We start from the raw sequence: 19467 nt of genomic DNA, 5'->3' as shown, positions 1-19467 counted from the left end.
GTAAAGGCTTGCAACAACGTAATCACGGCTGATATAATGGAAGAAAGTAAGGGGGAATTTATATGCAAAAAGTGATCAGTAAACCAAGAGTACTGTTTCTTGTCTCTATTTTATGTACGATTCCCTATTATTATCTTTCGCTTACAGACAATAATCGCTACCTTTTTTACATTTATGGATCGTTATCTAAAGGGGTATTTTACATTGATAATCTTTTGATCATTATAGTATCCATAATTTATTACAAAAAAGCGAAAAATATTTCATATATGGTTCCTATATTTTTTTCGATAATTCTCATGTTGATCCCCCTCTTAAATAATTTTTTGGTTCTCCTGGAGTATTTATTTTTGTTAATGTGAGTCTGCTGGTGCGTTTTGATACAATAGCTTCTTGGAAGAAAAAGTAATGTGCAAATGACCTGCGAATAAAAGGAGTTAGGAGGTATTTCTATGAAAAAAGTAATAACAATTCCTAGAGTACTGCTTGTTGTATCAATTTTACTTGCCATTCCATATTTTTATTTTTTATATACTGATCTTCTCTATCTTAGATACCTTTATCTGCCATTATCAAGAGGAATATTTTATATTGGAAATCTATTGGTTTTCACCTTTTCAATTATTAATTACAGGAAAACAAAAATTGGTTCGTATAAGCTGCCATTATATTTTTCACTAGTGATCATGTTGTTTCTTCCTGTGAGAGTTTTACTTTTTTTCTTAGCAATTTTATTTTACAGACCTTAGGAATATTGATAGTAGCTTAAAGGTTGCTATACTTGATATTATTTTTAAATTTATTTGCCATTTTAATAATCAAAACCTCCAGTATATGCTGGGGGTTTTGCTTATTACTGGAGATTATTAGTTAACCAAATTAAGTTTTAAATCCTCAAAACTTTTATTATTATTGAAGCCATACTAAAATATATATGCTTCCCTAGTTATCTATTGTGAGGAAATTTGCTATAATGGACAGGTTGGGAGTGATAGATAAATGAGAAAATCTCATTTCCATTGGACAACAACAGAAGTGGAAATACCACCAGAAGTTGTCAATTGGTTAGAAAAAAATAATATTTCCAGTTTTCTTGGAGAATTGCTGGCAAAAAGAAATATAACGACCGAGGAACAGCTGGCGGGCTTTTTTAATCCCAGTCTTGAAGAACTTCATGACCCGTTTCTTTTATTTGATATGGAAAAAGCCATCGAACGACTTCGTGGGGGGATAGCCTCTGGGGAAAAAATAGTCATTTACGGTGATTATGATGCAGATGGTATTACCAGTGTGACGGTGCTGAAAGAAGCCATTGAGTTGGTCGGAGGAGAAGTCACCGTCTATCTGCCCAATCGCTTTACCGATGGATATGGTCCTAATTTAGACGTTTATAAACATTTGATTGAAGAAGGGGCGGAACTGATTGTCACAGTCGATAATGGTGTGACGGGTCATGATGCTGTGGATTATGCTAATGCCATGGGAGTTGACGTTATTATCACAGACCATCATGAGCTTCCTGACAGTTTACCGGAAGCCTATGCTGTGATTCATCCAAGACATCCTAAGGGGAAGTATCCTTTTGGGGAGCTGGCAGGTGTGGGCGTGGCTTTCAAAGTTGCCTCGGCCCTGCTGGAAGAAGTACCAGAAGAATTGCTTGATTTAGTAGCTATCGGCACGATTGCTGATTTAGTTTCATTGACCGGTGAGAATCGGGTTTTGGTTAAATTAGGGATAGAATACATGGGGCAAACTCATCGACTTGGCATACAAGCTTTGTGTCAAGTGGCAGGGATTGATATCTCATCTGTCAGTTCTCAAACGATTGGATTCGGTATCGGACCGCGGTTGAATGCGATTGGTCGGCTGGGTGATGCCACACCTGGTGTTCAGTTGTTGAGTACCTTTGATCAGAAAGAAGCGGAAGACATCGCCCAAGATATTCAGAAAAAGAATGAGCAAAGGCAAAAAATCGTGGCAGACATTAAAAAAGAAGCCATGGCCATGGTAAAAGATTCTGAGCCGAAAAATATTTATATTTTGGCTAAGGAAGGCTGGCATGAAGGTGTTTTAGGTATTGTCGCCAGTCACATTGTACAGGCCACTAACCGACCGGCAATTATTTTGTCCATCGATTCAAGCACAGGTATCGCTAAAGGGTCTGGCCGAAGTATTGAGGCAATCAATTTGTTTGAGTTGCTGCAAAATGTTGAAGAGCATCTGGAGAAATTTGGCGGGCATCATATGGCTGCCGGACTTTCGTTGCAAACAACTCACTTGGAACAAGTCAGACAATTGCTTAACGAACGAATTTTCAACATGGCCATTGATTTTTCGATTGGCAGTCCGCTACCAGTGGAAGATAGTCTTTCAATCAATAATATTTCTGAATCTTTGATTGAAGATTTGCAATTATTGGAACCTTTTGGCACTGATAATCCCAGTCCTTATTTTCTATTTAAGGATGTTGGCATAAAAGAAACTAGGAAAATAGGTGCAGATAAGAAACATTTAAAGCTGGTGTTAGAATCATCCGGCCAAACGCTAGACACGATTGGTTTTGGTTTTGGAGATGAGGCGGATGAATTTGAGACTGCAGAAGAGCTTTCAGTTGTGGGAACTATTGGGCTGAACGTCTGGAATGGTATAAAAAAACCCCAGTTGCTATTGAAAGATTTCCAAGTTTTAGGCAACCAATTATTTGATTATCGTGAACAGCTCCATCGTCTTGAAGAATTATCTCAGCTGGAGGATGTGTTATATGTCTTGTTCAATGAAAGGAATCGTCGTGTCTTCAGCAACCTGTCAGAAGATAAAATTTTTTCTTTTGAGGAGCTGACAAATGGGAAGATGGCTTTAACTAGCACTTATCGTTCGCTAGTCCTCTTGGATTGTCCCAACACGGTGGCACAGGCTCGCACGGTGGTGCAAGAGTATCAGGCAGAACGTCTCTATTTACTGTTATATTCTAGTGAGAAATGTTACTTAAACGGTTTGCCTAGTCGTGAACAGTTTGCCAAGTTATTTAAGTTAATCCAACAGGAAAAAGAATTAGATGTCCGCCACAAAACATCTTTGATTGCCAATCATTTAAACATCGAAGAAAGTTTGATTATTTTTATGATTCAAGTGTTTTTTGATTTGGAATTTGTTACAATAGAAGATGGTGTTTTGCGAAAAAAAGAAGTCATGCATTCTATGTCGCTAAATGAAAGTAAGATCTATCAGCTTCGAGAACAAAAAGTCTTGACGGAGAAACTATTATTATACGGCAGCATGACAGATGTGGAAAAGCACCTTTTTTAATGGGAGGAAATAACATGAATTTAAAAGACTATATTGCAAGTATTCCGGATTATCCAACTAAAGGGGTTATTTTTAGAGACATTTCTCCTTTGATGGAGGATGGCAAGGCCTATCGAGAAGCCACAAATCAAATTGTTGACTATGCCAAAGAAAAGAAAATCGACATGATCGTCGGTCCAGAGGCTCGTGGCTTTATCATTGGGTGTCCGGTGGCCTACGAATTAGGTATCGGCTTTGCTCCTGCTCGTAAGAAAGGCAAGCTTCCTCGTGAGACGGTTGAAGTCGACTATGCTTTGGAGTACGGACATGCTACATTGACCATACATAAAGATGCGATTAAACCAGGTCAAAGAGTCCTGATTTGTGATGATTTGCTGGCGACGGGAGGCACCATTGCTGCGACGATTGAATTAGTTGAAAAGCTTGGCGGCATAGTGGTAGGGTGCGCATTTCTTGTTGAACTTGCCGACTTAAAAGGACGGGACAAAATCAAAGGCTATGATATTTTGGCATTGATGGAGTTTTAAGCTTGGAACAGTAGCTATTGAAAAAAGCAATAAATCAAACAGTTTTCTTTTTGATTTATTGCTTTTTAAATTTTATCGTTATAGTCTTAAAATCTATTTTTTAAAAAATAACTAAGGAACTGCTAAAAACTACTCCCTGAATTAAATCTATAGTATGATGTGAATTCAAGAAATGATTTTTACTAGAAGGGTGACACCTAATATGAAGAAAAAAAGAAGACATCCGTTAAGACGTTTCTTCTTAATTATATTTGTATTTTTCTTGCTGTTTGTCGGCAGGTATTTATATATAAGTAAACAGAGAGTGGATCAGATCAATCAATGGCAGTCTCAAGTGGAAACTTTAGTTAAATATTATGATATTGGGGAATATCGTGATATCGTGCTAGGGATTATTTTTACTGAATCCAAAGGCAATCACGTGGACATCATGCAAAGCAGTGAGAGCAAATATGGGAAAAAAGACGAAATAAATGATACGGATGAAAGTTTGGAATCAGGCATAAAATTTTTATCTGAAGCTATCCATCAGTCAGAACTGTTAAAAACTGATGTCTGGACAGCTGTTCAAGCTTATAATTTTGGTCTAAACTATATTACGTATGTCAGTGAACGTGGAGGGAACCATACCATCGAGCTGGCCGAGGAGTATTCTAAAAACATTTTGGCTCCGGCACTTGGCAATAGCACGGGAGAGGAGTATAGATACTTGACCCCTCGTTCTGTGATACACAATGGAGGGCGTCTTTACCGGGATGGAGGCAATTTCTTTTATGTGGATATTGTCAAATGGAATGTGAGATTACTAAATTTATTGACTTAAAGGTTAGGCGTCGTGCCTGACTTTTTATTTTGACGGCTTTCAAGGAAAGTAATCTTTAAGCTGCTTTTAGAGAAAGAGAAAACAATAAAATCAACCAACGATTGAAGCATAGATTCAGCTATGCTTTTTTTATAGTTTTCAAACTAACAATCTGTTGTAAAAATTGCTATACTAGAGTCTAGAAAAGAGAGTGAGAATGATGTTAAAACTATCTGAATTTTTACAAGAAGGCTCAACAAATTTATCTAATTTAATCATCAAATATTATAAAAAAATCGGATTAAATGAGGTGGAGCTTGCTCTATATCTGCAACTGGTCATGTATCACGATCAGGGAGACTTGTTTCCAGATATGGAAGAAATCGCCTCGAATATGGACGTGTCCTTAAAAGAAGTTTATGGGAATATCCAAGGACTGCTCACGAAAAAAGCAATAAAAATGGAGTCCATAAGAGATGAGCAAGGTAAACAGGCAGACCAATACAATTTATTTTTGATTTTTGATTTGATTGGCAACTATTTGATTTCAAATAAACAAAAAGAGAAGATAGATGCTGATGAGCAGGGGATCGTTGAGTTGTATCAGTCTTTCGAAAAAGAATTCGGACGGATGTTGTCGCCTATTGAACGAGAGACGATTGGGTATTGGATTGAAGATGACAAGTATTCCTTGCCGTTGATTCATTTAGCTTTGCGAGAAGCGGTCCTTAATCAAGCGTATAATTTAAAATATATCGACCGAGTACTTCTCAGTTGGGAACGAAAAAATTTAAAAACCAAAAATGAAGTCCTTGAGGCATTGAACCGTCGTAAAAAATCAGTGTCAGAAAATGATAAACAGCAGTTTGACAAAGAACAAAAGAAACAGGGAAGAGTGCCGTTGTATAACTGGCTGGATCCAAATAATCAATCACAGAAGTAGGAGGAAATTCGTTGCTGTCAAAGAAGAAGACTTTAGAAGCCATTGAGGTAATGGCAAAAATGTTTCCTGATGCTGAAGGAGAACTGATTCACAACAATCCTTTTGAGTTGCTGATAGCAGTTATTTTAAGTGCCCAGGCGACCGATGTTTCTGTCAATAAAATCACCCCCGCATTATTTAAAAAGTTTCCCACACCGGAAGCTTTCGCTGAGGCGCCTTTAGAAGAAATCGAAGAGTCTATCAGGACCATAGGATTGTTTAGAAATAAAGCGAAACATATCAAAGGCTGCTGCATAATGCTGATTGAGGAGTACCAAGGGGAAGTGCCTCAAACAATCAAGGAATTAATGACACTTCCCGGAGTTGGACGCAAAACTGCTAACGTGGTTGCCGGGGATGCTTTTGGTGTTCCTGCAATCGCAGTAGACACACATGTGGAAAGAGTTTCAAAACGTTTGAGAATCGTAAAAAAATCAGCAACTGTTCTGGAAGTGGAAGAGGCACTAATGAAGAAAGTACCTAAAGAGCGTTGGGTAGAGACCCATCATCGCATGATTTTTTTTGGACGGTATCATTGTTTAGCTAGAAACCCTAAATGCAGTGAATGTCCGCTGCTTTATCTCTGTGCAGAAGGAAAAACAAGAATTTGATTTTTTTCTTAGAGTACTCTTATACTATATTTAATTATCAGTCAAAATAAAAAGAGTCTTAACACCTAGATGATTCATCTAACTGTTAGGACTCTTTTATATTTTAATCATTTGCTAAGGTGAAGTTCCGGCTTCCGGTTTAGGCTCAGGTTCCGGCTCAGGTTCTGGTTCAGGTTTTGGCTCCGGCTCAGGTTCCGGTTTAGGTTCCGGCTCAGGTTTAGGTTCCGGCACTTCAACAGGAGGAGTACTTTCGGAAGATTCTGTAGTCTCAGAAGTTTCACTCTCTTCAACAGAACTGGAAGGCTGAGTATACCTGTACTGATTGGTTTCATAACCTTTCACAAACAGTTCATTGCCGATTTTTACTACACTGTCAGGCATCACCCAGTCTTTGACTTCAACGCCATTCATCATATAGCTCATCATAAATTTATAAATCATCATGGCAAGCTGTTGTTCCGAATAAGGAATCGAATGGAAATATTCAGAGTAGCCTGTCCAAACTGAAATGACGTAGTTAGGAGTGTAACCTACAAAACTGATATTAGGCGCCCCTGATGGATCACCGATAACTTTACTTTTTTCTGTATCGTCATAGTTAGAAGTCCCGGTTTTTCCAGCATGAACGATGTTGGAAATATTTGCCGGCACACCGGTTCCTCTTCTCAACACATCCTTCAGTATATCTGTTACCATATAGGCGGTTGATTCTTTCATGACCCGGGTGCCGCTGTCTGTATAAATTTCTTCGGAACCATCTGTAAATTGTATGCGTTCAATATAAGAAGGGGCATAATATTTTCCACCGTTTGCCAGTGCTGCGTAAGCTCCCGCCATGTCTAACGAATTTGTTTCCCCATGGATTGCCCGAGACTGAACGTTTTCTCCTGCGTATTTCACATGGAGTTTGTTAAGAAACTCTTGGGATTTATCCAAGCCAACTTCCTTGATTGTTTTAGCAGCTGGGATGTTACGTGAATCGACTAAAGCTTCTCTTAACGATATTGGTCCTCGATAACTCATATCATAGTTGTATAATGGAGTATTGGTTCCTTCGTACTTGTACGGTTCATCTACGATCGTTTTAGCTGTAGAATAGTTCAAATATTCGATTGCCGGAGCATAAACGTTGATTGGTTTCACTGCTGAAGCAAAATCCCGTTTTGCTGTGGTTGCTAAGTTTTCTCCCAGCTGGACATCATCAGGGATTTTTCGTCCGCCGATTTGGGCAACCACTTTCCCGGTATTGACATCCAATACAGTCACAGCAGCTTGAAATTCATCATTAGGAAACAAAATCGTATTGTCTGTATTTACCAAATTGTACAAATAATTCTGTGCTTCCATGTCAATGTTCGTATAAATTTTTAAACCATCCGTAAAAATATTTTTCTCGGTTTTTGTTTCCACTTCTTCAATGACTTCATAGATATAATTGTCAATGACTTTATTTTGTGCCTTGTTGTCTTCGATAGGGAGCAGCTCATGATCGATAGGTTCATTGACTGCATCTTGGAATTCCTGATCTGTGATTTTGTCGTCAGACCGTAGTTGTCCTAACACCATGTCCCGTCTTTGTTTCGCCAACTCGGGATTAACGTAGGGATCATAGTCATTTGGTGCTTGGGGAATTCCCGCAAAAAGAGCAGATTGCGCCAGGGTCAATTCGTCTAATTCTTTATCATAATAGGCCTTGGCAGCGGTTTTCATACCATAGAGGCCATTTGCCATATATACTTTATTGATATAGTAGGTAAGGATTTCATCTTTTGATTTTTGTTTTTCCAATTCTAAAGACAGCCAGGCTTCTTGTGCCTTACGTTCAAGAGTTTGATCTGCTTTACTTGTTGAAAAGAAAGATAATTTGATTAATTGTTGGGTTAAAGTACTTCCCCCTTGAAGACCGCCAGAACCGCTGCTTTTAAAGTTAGCAACGACTGCGCCGACAATTCTGATAGGGTCAATACCGATATGCTTCTCAAAACGTTTATCTTCGATTGAAATTATCGATTCTTTTAAAAGAAAAGGTATCTCTTCAGATTTGATGGCTTCCCTTTTTTTATTACCTACGCTGTAAATCAATTCCCCGTTAGAGGCAAATATCTCAGAAGATAGATCGTCTTCTAGTTTTGCGTAGTCCAGTTCAGGTGTTTCTTTTACATAGTACATAAACAAAGTTGCACCAGACAATAAACCGATACATCCTATTAAAAATAAAGTCAACAGCAACCTGAGAAAAATATTCTTTTTCTTTTTCCTTGGTTTACTCCCTGTTTTGCTGCTACCGGTTCTGCTGCCGGGAAGTGGGTTGCCATTTTTATTTGTAGCCATAAGTTACGCTCCTCCTATAGTAAGTTTCTCCAGTGCGGCAAGATAATCCACTCTTGGAGCAAAGCCAATTGACACTTCAATACCATCTGATTCGAAAAAGGAAAGAGGGATAGATTTTTTGCCGTTTTGTTTTTTATCCCAAAAGTCGAACACACTCGAACTGCTTAATAAAAAGCAGCGTTTTAACGTGGAAAACCAGACTAAAACAAAAACTATTCCTTGCTGTTTAACACATTTTTTCATATGATAAACTTGATGATCGTGAAGATTTGCTAAAGGAAACGATGTTTTGTTTTTTGTCTCCTTAGCTTCAAAGTCCAAATAGCGGCCTTGATACACTCCGTTATAGTCTGTTGTCGATGCTTGTTTAAAGTAAGCTTCTTTGATCTTTGCGGCACTTCTTTTCGGGTAGTCCACTTTGACGATTTGTATTGGAGTCGGTTTTTTATGAATGACGGCAATATCACGCTGCAAGTAGTAGAGATTGGTTTCGTTAATCATCTCTTCAAAAGTCATCCCGCGGTTGCTGAACTTCGTATTGATTTTCTTAGAACCCTTGATGTCCGAGGAAGAACTGACGGAATAACGTCTGCCATTCGGATAATTCATTGTCATACCATCACACTCCTGTACGTATTATATCAAAAATCATTTTAGATTGGAAAGACTAGTTAAATGAAACCAATAAAAACACTTTATGTATCTGGTTATCGTAGCTTTGAATTAGGCATTTTTCAAGAGAAAGATCCAAAAATCACGATAATAAAACGCGCTTTAAAGAAATCTTTAAAAATGTATTTGGAAGCTGGATTAGAGTGGGTGATCATCAGCGGAAACTTAGGTGTGGAATTCTGGACGAGTGAGGTCATCCCTGAGTTGAAGACTGATTATCCCGAGTTAAAGCTGGGACTGATATTTCCCTTTTATGAATTTGGCAACAACTGGAATGAAGATAATCAGCAAAAATTGCTAACAATGAAAAATAATGCCGATTATGAGAATTCAACTTCTCATCAGCCCTATACCAGTCCCGTACAACTAAAAAATCACACGAAATTTCTCCTTGAAAAAACGCAGGGATGCCTACTGGTGTATGACCCCGAATACTCTGGGAAAACTGAATATTTTTATCGTGATGCCCTAAAGTTTCAGGCGGACGAAGATTACCTTATGGAGACCATTGGGATGTTTGAACTGCAAGATATCGCCGATGAATGATAATCTGATTGATTTTCATATTAATTTTAGATACAATATATTAGTAGTGTAGTAATGTAAAAAAATAAGAGACTTAACGATAGATGGGGTGCTAAAGAATGGCAAATTATAATTTTACAGCCAGAGAAATTTTACAAAAAGAATTTAAAACAAAGATGAGAGGTTACGATCCAGTTGAAGTGGATGAGTTTTTAGATGATGTCATTAAAGATTACGAGCAATTTAACCGGGAAGTTTTGGACTTAAAAGAAGAAAATCAACGCTTGATTTCCAAAGTAGATCAATTGACTAAGAGTACAGAAACTTTGTCACGAATTCGTCAAGAAACGCCAAAGCAAGCGAGTCCAGCAACCAATTTTGATATTTTAAAACGACTCTCCAATTTAGAAAAAGAAGTTTTTGGCAGCAAATTACTTTCTAATGACAATGATTTAGATCAGACAAAACAATTTTAAGATGATTGCACCAGTGTAGTTTTCGGGTAATTACAGCAGCTCCAAGGAGTTGTTGAGGAAAGTCCATGCTCTCACAAGCTGAGATGCTTGTAGTGTTCGTGCTTAGCGAAATCATAAGCTAAGGTGCTCTTTATTGAGCAACGGCAGCTAAAAAAGCTACGGCGTAAGCTATGCTTGAGTAGGCTTGAAAGTGCCACAGTGACGAAGCGGCTTTAGAAATAAAGTCGGTGGAACGGGTAAACCCCTCGAGAGAGCAACCCAAATTCAGGTAGGGGCATTCTTTTCAAGGAAATGAACTAAGAAAAGAGACGGAGATTTTCTCCGTAGACAGATTATTACCGTTGATTTTTTCTCCTGAGAAAAATCAATACAGAACATGGCTTATAGAAAACTACACGTATCAGGTTTTTTAGCTTTCCGTTAGTTAATGGGGAGCTTTTTTTAACATTTATTATCAACTTGAGGAGGATATGATGAAACGATTTAAGTTAATGGCAACTGCAGCAAGCGGCATCGAAGCTCTAGTTGGTAAAGAATTGCGTGATTTAGGAATAGACTGCCAGATAGAAAATGGACGGGCTATTTTTTACGGCACCATGGAAACCATTGCCAAAGCAAATTTATGGCTGAGAACAGCCGATAGAATCAAAATTATTGTGGGAGAATTTAAAGCGACCACTTTTGAAGAACTTTTCGAAAAAACGGCTGCCTTGCCTTGGGAAGAATATTTGCCTATGGATGCAGAATTTCCAGTCGCCGGAAAATCAATCAAATCAAAATTATTCAGTGTATCGGATTGTCAGGCAATCACAAAAAAAGCTATCGTGAAACGATTAAGTGATTACTATCACCGATATGGCAGACTGCCGGAATCGGGAGCACACTATCAGCTGGAAGTCTCTTTACTGAAAGACCAAGTCAGGATTACTCTTGACACCACAGGCCCAAGTTTGTTTAAACGGGGCTACCGATTGGATAAAGGCGGGGCACCGCTGAAAGAAAATATGGCAGCCGCCTTAGTGTTGTTGACTAACTGGCGAAAGGACCGGCCTTTTTATGATCCTGTGTGCGGTTCTGGAACGATTTGTATCGAAGCCGCTTTAATCGGGCATAATATCGCTCCCGGCTTTAATCGCAGTTTTGCCTGTGAAGACTGGGCATGGGTTGAAGACAGTGTATTTGAAAAAGCCCGTGATGAAGCTGAAAAACTTGCTGACTATGAATGCGAACTAGATATTATGGGATCAGATATCGACGGCCGAATGATTGAATTGGCTAAAAAGAATGCGGAAGAAGCTGGTTTAGGAGACTCCATCGTTTTCAAACAAATGCAGCTTTCAGATTTCCGCACGGAAAAAGAATATGGTGTGATGGTTGCGAACCCTCCTTATGGGGAACGTCTAGGGGAAGAAGAAGCAGTGAGAAAACTTTATCGTGAAATGGGGGAGGTTTTCCGTCCTCTTGATACGTGGAGCAAATACATTCTTACCAGTGATTTGGAATTTGAAAAATCTTATGGCGAAAGAGCCACGAAAAAGAGAAAATTGTATAATGGCGCATTAAGAACGGATTACTTCCAGTATTGGGGGAAACGTCCTCCCCGTCCAGCCAAACCTGAAACTTCAAAGGAATGAAACAGATGACAGAAAAAGAATTTTTAGCTTATATTAAAGAGCGTGAACTTTTAAAAGAGGCTAATAGCCTCCTGTACTGGGATATGGCTACCGGAATGCCTGAAAAAGCTGCTGAACAGCGTAGTGAATTGATGAGTTACATGAGCGGTCTAGAATACGATTTGTCTTACGGGGATAAAATGACTGATTTTATGACGCATTTTACCCAACATCCAGAGGCATTGTCTGATTTTGGTCAAGGGGTCTTTCTCAAAGAAAAAGAATCTTTTGAAAGAAATAATCGCATAGACAAAGAGCGTTATTTGGCTTTCCAAAAAGCTCTGGGTCTTGCCCACAGCGATTGGGTCAAAGCCCGGAAAACAAATAATTTTCAAGATTTCAAAGAGTCCTTGTCTTCCATGATTAGTTTCACTAAAGAGTTTATCCCTTTGTGGCAAAAAGATGAGGCCACACCCTACGATGTTTTGTTAAACTTGTACGAACCCGGCATGACAGTTGAAATTTTGGACGGTGTTTTTGAAAAACTTCGTAAAGGAATTATAGAAATTCGCAACACGATCGCTGAAAAAGGAACACCTCCTGAAACGGATTTTCTGTATCGGAAAGTGACAAAAGCCCAACAACAGAAATTTATCGAAAAGGTGATTGCTGATTTAGGCTATGATATGAGTCGCGGTCGCTTAGACGATACTATTCATCCCTTTGAATTAACGCTGAATCATAATGATGTCAGGCTGACTACACGATGGGACGAAGAGGATTTTCAAACCGCTGTGTTCGGCGTGATTCATGAAGCAGGTCATGGATTGTATGAACAAAATATCGATGCCAAATATTCTTACACTCCATTAGCAACAGGGACTTCTATGGGATGTCACGAGTCTCAGTCACTGTTTAATGAAATTATTATTGGCGGCAGTCGGGCATTCTGGCAAAAACAATACCCGTATTTTCAAGAAGTGACTGAGGGAACATTTGATGATATCGACTTTGATAGGTTTTATCGGGGACTCAAAGTAACGCAAGGAAGTCTGATTCGGATTGAGGCGGATTCATTGACTTACCCATTACATATCATTATTCGTTATGAAATCGAAAAGATGATTTTTAATGATAATATCGACTTAGATGATTTGCCTCAGATTTGGAATGATAAATATGAAGAGTATCTTGGCATTCGTCCAGAAACTGACTTGGAAGGTATTTTACAGGACTCTCATTGGTCTGGTGGCAGTTTCGGCTATTTCCCATCCTATGCTCTCGGATTTATGTATGCAGCTCAATTTTATCACCGCATGAATCAAGCGTTAGATGTGGAGGCTGTTTTGGGTTCAGATGATTATTCACCGATTATTCAATGGAATAAAGAACATATCCATCAATACGGTGCCTCACGTAAACCAAATCAGCTGATTTTAGAGGCAACAGGGGAGACCATGAATCCTCAATATCTGCTGGACTTTATGAAACATATGTACTTTGATGCTTACCAAATCGAATATTAGTAGTTTGTGAAAAAAGATATGGATTCTTAAAACGAATAGATATCTTTTTTTCTTTTTAAAAAAATGAAGAAAGGTTGTTATTCTGAGGGTTGCAAACTATACAGATAGGTCTGCTTTTATTTAATATACAACAAAAATTTTTAGCTAGGAGCTAAAAAATATTTTTTTTGCATAAAAAAACGCTTTCTTTTTTACTTGTTTTGTATTACACTGGTGTCAATGTGCTGATGGCATAAATAAATTCAGAAAGAGGCAAAACGATGAAACATTATCAAAAGCAGTACATCAATGGTGAGTGGCGTGAGGGAACTAGCGATCGAATGATGGAGAATTATAACCCTTTTACTGGAGAATTGATTTATACATACAAAGCAGCTAGCCCGAAAGACGTGGATAATGCTTACGAAGCCGCAAAAATTGCACAAGTTTCTTGGAGTAAAACACTTCCTGAAGAAAGAAGAGACTATTTGAAAAAATTAGCTGCCGTTATCCGTGAGATGGAAGAGGAAGTTTTTGAACTGCTTGCAGAAGAAAGCGGAGGAACAAAAGCAAAGTTTGCTTTTGAATATGGGGATACCTTAAAAGTCATCGATGATGCGATGGGTTATCATATGATGATGGATGGACGCATCATGCCATCAAATGTAGCGGGAAAAGAAAACTATGTTTATAAAAAACCTAAAGGGGTCGTCTGTGTCATTGCCCCATTTAACTTCCCACTTTTATTATCTATGCGTTCCGTAGTTCCTGCCATTGCTTGTGGTAATACTGTCGTGTTGAAACCATCCAGCGACACACCGGGTTCAGCATTTCAAATTGCAGAAATGTTCGAAAAAGCAGGATTTCCTAAAGGTGTATTGAATGTTGTTGCTGGCAGAGGATCCGAAATCGGCGATTATATCGTGTCCCATCCAGTTCCTTCTCTTATTTCCTTTACCGGTTCAACAGAAGTGGGGCAGCATCTTGGAAAAATTGCTGGAGAATTATTGAAAGATGTTTCCTTGGAACTTGGCGGCAATCAGGCCATGATTGTTTTGGATGATGCAGATGTGGACCAAGCAGCAAAAGCAGCAATCTTAGGGACTTACTCCCATCAAGGTCAAATTTGTATGGCAATCAATCGTATCTTGACCACACCAAAAGTTCACGAGCCGTTTATCAAAGCCTTTGTAAAACTTTCTAAAGAAGTCAAAGTGGGAGATCCTTTCGATGAAGAAGTTGTGATTGGGCCTCTCATTAATGAAAAGCAGGCAAAAAAAGTCAAAGAAAATATTGAGAAGACAGTAAATGCTGGGGCCAAAGTCGGGTTAGAAGGAAAAATAGAAGGAAGTGTGGTCCATCCTTGGATTCTTTCTAATGTGACTAATGAGATGTGTTCAGCCAAATGCGAAATGTTTGCTCCTGTCAGCTCTATCATCCTTGTACAAGATGAAGAAGAAGCAATCAAAGTAGCTAATGATACTGAATATGGCCTAAGCAACTGTATTTTCACCAAAGATTTATTCAAAGGAATGGAGTTAGCTAAACAACTTGAGTCTGGCATGGCACACGTTAATGACCAATCGATTACACACGAACCTCATGTGATGTTTGGCGGAGAGAAATACTCTGGGGTCGGGCGGTTTAACGGACATTGGGTAGTAGATAAATTTACAACTGAACAATGGATCAGTGTACAAAAAACAGATAGATATTGATTGGATGATAAAAATAACGGTCGGAGATTTTTCCGGCCGTTATTCTTTTAGAGAAGAAACTCGATCAGCGGACTTATCCAGCTGATGACTTTAAGGAGTCCTTTTTTCAAAGCGCTGGTACTTGAGGCATCTTCGTTGTTTTCTTTACCCATGACACTTGGCAAACTATGCTCTTTGTAATCGTTGATAATATTGTTTAACTCGTCGTGGAACCCTTGGCTGTTGATAATCAGCATATGCTCACTGCTTAAAAAAGTTGAACGAGAATCCATGTTAAAAGACCCAACAATACCGATAGTATCATCTATCAATACAGCTTTTTGATGAAGGGAGCCTTGTCCCTGATATTCCCAGATGTTAAAAATTTCTAAGAGTTTTTCTTTTTGATTCAGATACCCTCCAAAAGCAAATAAATTGGGTGAATTGTTGACAGAATTAGATAGTATGTCAATCTGACCATGGGAAGGGACCGTGATATAGTCCTTCATTTTGTCTGTTATCACGACGTAAGGACTTGAAATAGTCGTGTTATGTTCGGACTGATTAATCAAAGTGGTCAACTGTTTCCAAACGACAGGTTCTTTTACCAGAGTCCCAACGGAATTATGAACGAGGTGACTTGATGCAATGGGATGAAAAGTCATCTGTTCAAGCACTTCTTTGCCTATCAATGATTTCTGACGGGTGAAAGCTGCTGCAATATTATTTTTGTTTTCTGCGATATCTTTCTCAGATAAGTGTTCACCATTAATTTTTGCTTTATCTAGCAGGTCCACAGCATAAGGATTTTCCCATAGCTGATTGAAATAATCGGTACCTTGCGTAATTAATGAGTCTTTAGAAACGTCTCCATTTCTTTGGATGACAACATCCAAATCGTGAACAGGCCTAGGATTATCAGCAACCACGGTAAATCTGTTTTCAATATTCCCTCCAGAAGAAAGAAGGTAATTATCGTCAACAATCATCAATTTATCATGGAGAACATTATTCATCTGCCAAGGTTTCAAGAAATTAAATCCGCCCACCATTTTTAGTTCAAAATTCGGATGACTGGCAAGTAGAGATAAGGGCAAACGCTGGAAACCTTTCACTTGATTTGAAAGTCCATTAACTAATAATTCAATTTTGACCCCGCGTTCTGCCGCTTCAAGCAGTTTGCCAATGAAAATCAAACCGCTGTCGTCATCGGCAATCGTATACTGACAAATCAGCAACGATTCTTGTGCTTGGTCAATAAGCTGGCAGCGAAGGGGTAGGACATTCTCAATTTTACTGCTAACGGCAGCCAGTTCGTTTGTCTGATTCGGTATTAAAATATCATCCATCGATTTAACAGGCATTTCTTGAACGATGACGGAAGTTTGATTCATTTTGATTTTAGTATAGACTAAGATGCTGACCGTGCTGTAAAGGAAATAAACAATCAACAGAATAAACAAATATTTCGCAATATGTTTTAATGTGGGCAAGTCAATCACTTTCTCCTTTTATTCTTAGTATTTCATAGATTCATTTTAGCACCGATAAAAAGAAACTTGAAACAATATGATATGGGGGAGTTCCAAGCTTATTTTCGAAAACAAGCAAAATATGATTGAAAAGTTTTAAAAATTATTCCACTTAGTTTATGATAGAGGTAAGAGGTATTGAAAAATACTGGTGGTCAAACAAAAGGAGAGAGCCTGATGAACGAAGATAAAATTCATATTTTAGTCACTCTAAATGAAAATTATCTAGAACCTTTAAAAACAATGCTGGTTTCGCTTGTCCATAATAATTTTTTAGAGGACATTGATATCTGGTTGATTCATCAATCAATCTCAGATGAAAAAATAGAAGAGTTAAAAAATTTTACTAGCTTTATTAATTGTGGGCTCCATGTAATCAAAATTGATGAAGATTATTTTACCAATGCGCCTGTATCAAAAAAATACCCTAAAGAAATGTATTTTCGGCTGTTGGCTCCGGTCATCTTACCTTCCTATTTAAATAAAATTATTTACTTAGACCCTGATATTTTGGTTATCAACAGCATTCGTCCATTGTGGGAGCTTGATTTTCAAGAAATGGTTTTTGCCGCATCTGCTCATACTGGCTTAACAGATATCAGTCAGGATATCAATAACCTTCGTTTAGGGACAGAACACGCGTACTACAATACCGGGGTGATTGCGATCGACTTAACGAAAGCCAAAAAAATCATAAAAAAAGAATCTATTTTTTCTCATATCGAAGAAAGTATCATCACGTCACTGCTTTTACCAGATCAAGATATTTTCAATGCTTTGTATGGCAAGATGACGTTGGAAATTCCCGACGAAATCTGGAATTATGACACACGAAAATTTTCAAAATACATTACACGGACAATGGGAACTGTTGATTTTCCATGGATCATTAAAAACACGGTCATTTTACATTATTGCGGAAAATCAAAGCCTTGGAAAGTTAACAGCACCTCAAGATTTCATGCCCTTCATAAGCACTACCAAAATTTAACTGACCGATATGAAACAGCCGTTGCCGTTAAGGTGGGGGATGTTGTGGAAGATAAGAAAAAAGAACTGCCTAGAGTCACTTTAGGAACAGTTTTTGACACAGACCAAAACTCTTCAACATTGTAAAATGCTCTTCATCTACTAGTGAAGCATTGCTGAGGAGGTATTTTTAAAGGAAATAAAGGGGATGGGGCTATGGATAAAAACCAAAGAATACAAAGTGCTAGAGAAACATTGTCATATTATGATAGCTATCCCAAGGAGAAGCTGAAACAAACAAGTAAAATTTATATTGGCGAGCTGGCTGAAGCAGCTACCAAAGCGGATTATACTGCCGAATACGCTGTTTATGAAGAAAATGTCCTCCAGAGGATATTTTTCGAAACGCCGCATGGAAAAACAGGGGTACTTAATTTTGCCAGCGCCATTCATCCGGGAGGCGGCTTTCAGTCGGGAGCAGCAGCTCAGGAAGAGACCCTTGCCAGATGTTCCTTTTTGTATCCCGAACTACTGAAATTCACCGATGAGTACTATAAATACAATCAAGAACACATCAACCGCCATCTTTATTCCAGCCGCCTGATTTATTCAAAAGATGTTTTGTTTATTAAAAATGACATTGACGGTCAGGAGTTGATGGTGCCGCCGGTTTTATGCGATGTAGTAACGCTTCCTGCACCAAATAAATCAGCCAATATCTGCAATGACCCAAAAGTAACAGATGGGGAATATGAAGAAGATTTGCAGCGAAAAATCATTAAAATTTTAAGAGCGTTTAAAGAAAATCACTGTGAAATTCTTATACTTGGAGCTTTTGGTTGCGGTGTATTCGGCAACGAACCATTTCAAGTAGCAAGATTATTTCAGCAAGCTCTTTCTGCCAAAGAATTTCAGCAGGCGTTCAAAAAAGTATGTTTCAGCATTTTGGGTAATGATGATAATCTAAGGGCGTTTCAATTAGCTTTTCCAGAATAAAAATGAACTAAAGTCGGATATAAAAAAAGTTCTGTCAAAAGTGACAGAACTTTTTTTAATCTCTTTTCAATATGCCGATTCCGATAACTCCCGGGCCAGTGTGGACACCAAGAACTGGACTGACTTCATCAAAGTAAAAATGTTTAAAATGAGTAAAACGTGCTTTAACCGTTTCAGCAAGTTCTTTTCCTTCATCCACGCAATTCCCATAGGCAACTGCTAAGTCATATGAAGAGTCAGAACCTAAAAACTTTTCTACTTGTCCAAGCATTTTTTCAAGACTTTTTTTCCGTCCTCGGGCCTTATTGACAGTATAATAAATACCATCTTCATTACAGGATATGACTGGGTGCAGATTCAATGCAGTCCCGAAGATTGAGGAGACTAAACCGATTCTACCGCCTTTTTTCAAATATTCCAATGTAGGAATACTGAAAAAGACCCGTGATTTTTGGACACTTTCTTTTAAGATTTCACTTATTTTTTCGAAAGATTCCCCACGATCAATGAGTTCTTTGGCATAGGCTCCTTGTAAGCCTCCGCCAATCCCAATGCTTTTAGTATCGATAACAGTGGTCGTCAGCTGCGGGAAATCTCTGACCATCAAGGACAGCATATTATTAGTTCCGCTTAATCCACCAGAAATAGTACTGATAATCAGGTGGTTAAACCCATCATTATAAATTTTATCTAATATCTTACTGATGGACTCACCATCAGGCAAAGAGGTGGAAGGCACTTCATCATCAAGACGGGCATAAATTTCCTTAGATGTAATGGTAACTTTGTCGATATACGCTCCTTCAGAATAAATAACACTAAGTGGAATAACGTAAACACCTGGTTTTTTTATGATTTCTGGTGGTAAATCCATCGCAGAATCAACGAGTAACGCGATTTTTTCTGTCATTTGTTGCACTCTC

At 38.4% G+C, this 19467-nt stretch carries 17 protein-coding genes and 1 other RNA gene; 14 read left to right on the top strand and 4 right to left on the bottom strand.

The window, feature by feature from the left end:
- Positions 1 to 452: 452 nt before the first annotated feature.
- From CBF29_RS01035 to nth, 6 genes are all read left to right on the top strand, one after another.
- Positions 453 to 749 (top strand): hypothetical protein, encoded by a 297-nt coding sequence (locus CBF29_RS01035; RefSeq protein ID WP_126806354.1) that lies wholly within the window; start codon positions 453 to 455, stop codon positions 747 to 749.
- A 250-nt stretch (positions 750 to 999) separates the two neighbouring features.
- Positions 1000 to 3306: a single-stranded-DNA-specific exonuclease RecJ gene (gene recJ / locus CBF29_RS01030; protein ID WP_126806352.1), complete on the top strand. Its 2307-nt coding sequence runs from the start codon at positions 1000 to 1002 to the stop codon at positions 3304 to 3306.
- 14 nt (positions 3307 to 3320) lie between these two features.
- On the top strand, positions 3321 to 3833 hold the full coding sequence (locus CBF29_RS01025) for an adenine phosphoribosyltransferase (RefSeq protein ID WP_126806349.1): 513 nt from the start codon (positions 3321 to 3323) through the stop codon (positions 3831 to 3833).
- Positions 3834 to 4035: 202 nt separating this feature from the next.
- Complete coding sequence (locus tag CBF29_RS01020) at positions 4036 to 4656, top strand: lysozyme family protein (RefSeq protein ID WP_126806347.1); 621 nt, start codon at positions 4036 to 4038, stop codon at positions 4654 to 4656.
- Positions 4657 to 4852: 196 nt separating this feature from the next.
- Positions 4853 to 5578: a DnaD domain protein gene (locus CBF29_RS01015; RefSeq protein WP_126806345.1), complete on the top strand. Its 726-nt coding sequence runs from the start codon at positions 4853 to 4855 to the stop codon at positions 5576 to 5578.
- 11 nt (positions 5579 to 5589) lie between these two features.
- Positions 5590 to 6228, top strand: a complete 639-nt coding sequence (gene nth, locus CBF29_RS01010; protein WP_126806343.1) for an endonuclease III — start codon at positions 5590 to 5592, stop codon at positions 6226 to 6228.
- 114 nt (positions 6229 to 6342) lie between these two features.
- Here nth and CBF29_RS13820 read toward each other — a convergent pair whose 3' ends face one another.
- Together CBF29_RS13820 and recU are read right to left on the bottom strand one after the other, a co-directional pair.
- Complete coding sequence (locus tag CBF29_RS13820) at positions 6343 to 8559, bottom strand: PBP1A family penicillin-binding protein (protein ID WP_126806341.1); 2217 nt, start codon at positions 8557 to 8559, stop codon at positions 6343 to 6345.
- 3 nt (positions 8560 to 8562) lie between these two features.
- Positions 8563 to 9174 (bottom strand): Holliday junction resolvase RecU, encoded by a 612-nt coding sequence (gene recU, locus CBF29_RS01000; RefSeq protein ID WP_126806339.1) that lies wholly within the window; start codon positions 9172 to 9174, stop codon positions 8563 to 8565.
- A gap of 60 nt (positions 9175 to 9234) precedes the next feature.
- Here recU and CBF29_RS00995 point away from each other — a divergent pair, with 60 nt between their 5' ends.
- From CBF29_RS00995 to CBF29_RS00970, 6 genes are all read left to right on the top strand, one after another.
- Positions 9235 to 9777 carry an SLOG family protein gene (locus tag CBF29_RS00995; RefSeq protein WP_126806337.1) on the top strand — a complete coding sequence of 181 codons (543 nt, stop codon included), beginning with the start codon at positions 9235 to 9237 and terminating at the stop codon, positions 9775 to 9777.
- Positions 9778 to 9875: 98 nt separating this feature from the next.
- Positions 9876 to 10232, top strand: coding sequence for a cell division regulator GpsB (gpsB, locus tag CBF29_RS00990; protein ID WP_126806334.1), 357 nt, complete (start codon positions 9876 to 9878; stop codon positions 10230 to 10232).
- Between the two features lie 18 nt (positions 10233 to 10250).
- Positions 10251 to 10621: RNase P RNA component class B (gene rnpB / locus CBF29_RS00985), an RNA gene on the top strand.
- A gap of 84 nt (positions 10622 to 10705) precedes the next feature.
- The gene (locus CBF29_RS00980) at positions 10706 to 11866 is read left to right on the top strand and encodes a THUMP domain-containing class I SAM-dependent RNA methyltransferase (RefSeq protein ID WP_425469872.1); all 1161 of its coding nucleotides are present in this window, start codon (positions 10706 to 10708) and stop codon (positions 11864 to 11866) included.
- A 5-nt stretch (positions 11867 to 11871) separates the two neighbouring features.
- A complete protein-coding gene (locus CBF29_RS00975) occupies positions 11872 to 13371 on the top strand; it encodes a carboxypeptidase M32 (protein WP_126806330.1) in 1500 nt (499 codons plus the stop codon).
- Positions 13372 to 13631: 260 nt separating this feature from the next.
- The gene (locus CBF29_RS00970) at positions 13632 to 15068 is read left to right on the top strand and encodes an aldehyde dehydrogenase family protein (RefSeq protein ID WP_126806328.1); all 1437 of its coding nucleotides are present in this window, start codon (positions 13632 to 13634) and stop codon (positions 15066 to 15068) included.
- A 47-nt stretch (positions 15069 to 15115) separates the two neighbouring features.
- Here CBF29_RS00970 and CBF29_RS00965 read toward each other — a convergent pair whose 3' ends face one another.
- On the bottom strand, positions 15116 to 16540 hold the full coding sequence (locus tag CBF29_RS00965; RefSeq protein WP_126806326.1) for a phospholipase D-like domain-containing protein: 1425 nt from the start codon (positions 16538 to 16540) through the stop codon (positions 15116 to 15118).
- Positions 16541 to 16756: 216 nt separating this feature from the next.
- Between CBF29_RS00965 and CBF29_RS00960 the strand changes: the two genes are divergently transcribed.
- Together CBF29_RS00960 and CBF29_RS00955 are read left to right on the top strand one after the other, a co-directional pair.
- Entirely contained in the window at positions 16757 to 17695 is a 939-nt protein-coding gene (locus CBF29_RS00960; RefSeq protein ID WP_126806324.1) for a glycosyltransferase family 8 protein, read from the top strand.
- A 69-nt stretch (positions 17696 to 17764) separates the two neighbouring features.
- Complete coding sequence (locus CBF29_RS00955; protein ID WP_126806321.1) at positions 17765 to 18544, top strand: TIGR02452 family protein; 780 nt, start codon at positions 17765 to 17767, stop codon at positions 18542 to 18544.
- 55 nt (positions 18545 to 18599) lie between these two features.
- Here CBF29_RS00955 and CBF29_RS00950 read toward each other — a convergent pair whose 3' ends face one another.
- Positions 18600 to 19454: a DegV family protein gene (locus tag CBF29_RS00950; RefSeq protein ID WP_126806319.1), complete on the bottom strand. Its 855-nt coding sequence runs from the start codon at positions 19452 to 19454 to the stop codon at positions 18600 to 18602.
- Between the last annotated feature and the right edge of the window lie 13 nt (positions 19455 to 19467).

Origin of the sequence: Vagococcus elongatus (assembly GCF_003987645.1) — a bacterium.
GTDB lineage: Bacteria > Bacillota > Bacilli > Lactobacillales > Vagococcaceae > Vagococcus_A > Vagococcus_A elongatus.
The sequence above is the reverse complement of the archived record's forward strand: the minus strand, read 5'-3'. Positions and strand labels throughout refer to the sequence as shown.